Origin of the sequence: Faecalicatena contorta (assembly GCF_021531995.1) — a bacterium.
Classification (GTDB): Bacteria; Bacillota; Clostridia; order Lachnospirales; family Lachnospiraceae; genus Dorea_A; species Dorea_A contorta_A.
This window is the reverse complement of sequence record NZ_JAFBIZ010000252.1, coordinates 1-1,157: the sequence shown is the minus strand read 5'-3', so window position 1 is coordinate 1,157 and position 1,157 is coordinate 1. Positions and strand designations below refer to the sequence as shown.

The following is a 1,157-nucleotide window of genomic DNA, read 5'->3' as shown; positions in this document are numbered from 1 at the left end:
GCCCGAAGCCGGTGACCCAACCTTTACAGGAGGGAGCCGTCGAAGGTGGGACCGATAACTGGGGTGAAGTCGTAACAAGGTAGCCGTATCGGAAGGTGCGGCTGGATCACCTCCTTTCTAAGGAAGAAGAAGTAAGGGTTGTTGTTTATTGTTTAGTTATCGAGGAGTGAGTGCACAGCACAACTGGAAGAAGTATGATGGAAGCTTGCTTACAATCATACGGATGACAGTTGGGGTGTATAAGAAGGCTTGAATCTACCGAGAAGGAACGAAGTGGATTCGAGGTAGATGAAAGACTTCTGCACTCACGATTATCAGATAACAGTTTTTAATTCCGTCAAAAGAATTGAAAGCATTTCTGGTGGCGATGCGCTTGAGGGTCACACCCGTTCCCATCCCGAACACGATGGTTAAGCCTCAAGCGGCCGATGGTACTTCACTGGAGACGGTGCGGGAGAGTAGGTGGCCGCCAGATTTAAAAAAGTTATTTAAGATGGGCTTATAGCTCAGCCGGTTAGAGCGCACGCCTGATAAGCGTGAGGTCGGTGGTTCGAGTCCACTTAAGCCCACTTTAATATATAACTAACAGCATACCAAATGGGGGATTAGCTCAGTTGGGAGAGCGCCTGCCTTGCAAGCAGGAGGTCACGAGTTCGAATCTCGTATTCTCCACTCGGTGTAAGAATCAAAACTGATGGTTACACCAATATGTACCTTGAAAATTGCATATAAGAAATAGAAATGATGAAGATTTTAAATATCTTAATCAAGACATCCGAGGTAATTGTTATAACAGGTAATGATTATCGGTCTGAAGAAAACAGACCCAAAAAAAATTGACCTAAGCCAACGCCGATAACGCTATATCGGTGTAGACGAAGAAAGCACCCCGTGCGAGAGCGGGTCATCTCCAAGACCTATGGTCTTGTCGATGTCATTTGCTCCGCAAATGTCCGCTAAAATCCCGGAACAGCCATATGAATGCAAGCATTCAATGGCAGTCCTGAATTTCAGCAGCCGCTTTCTGAGTTAGTTGGTCATGCTAGAAAGAGCGTATGGTGGATGCCTTGGCACTAAGAGCCGATGAAAGACGTGATAAGCTGCGAAAAGCTTCGGGGAGGAGCAAATATCCTACGATCCGGAGATTTCTGAATGGG

2 tRNA genes and 3 rRNA genes are annotated in these 1,157 nt (G+C 46.5%); all 5 read left to right on the top strand.

The features are described from left to right. Nucleotides 1-117, top strand: a 16S ribosomal RNA gene (locus tag JQM82_RS15725); the annotation flags it as partial. Between the two features lie 240 nt (nt 118-357). Continuing rightward, nucleotides 358-475: ribosomal RNA gene (rrf, locus tag JQM82_RS15720) — 5S ribosomal RNA — on the top strand. 20 nt (nt 476-495) lie between these two features. Beyond that, nucleotides 496-569: transfer RNA gene (locus JQM82_RS15715), tRNA-Ile, on the top strand. A gap of 30 nt (nt 570-599) precedes the next feature. Continuing rightward, nucleotides 600-672 (top strand) — tRNA-Ala (locus JQM82_RS15710). Between the two features lie 363 nt (nt 673-1,035). After that, nucleotides 1,036-1,157, top strand: a 23S ribosomal RNA gene (locus JQM82_RS15705); the annotation flags it as partial.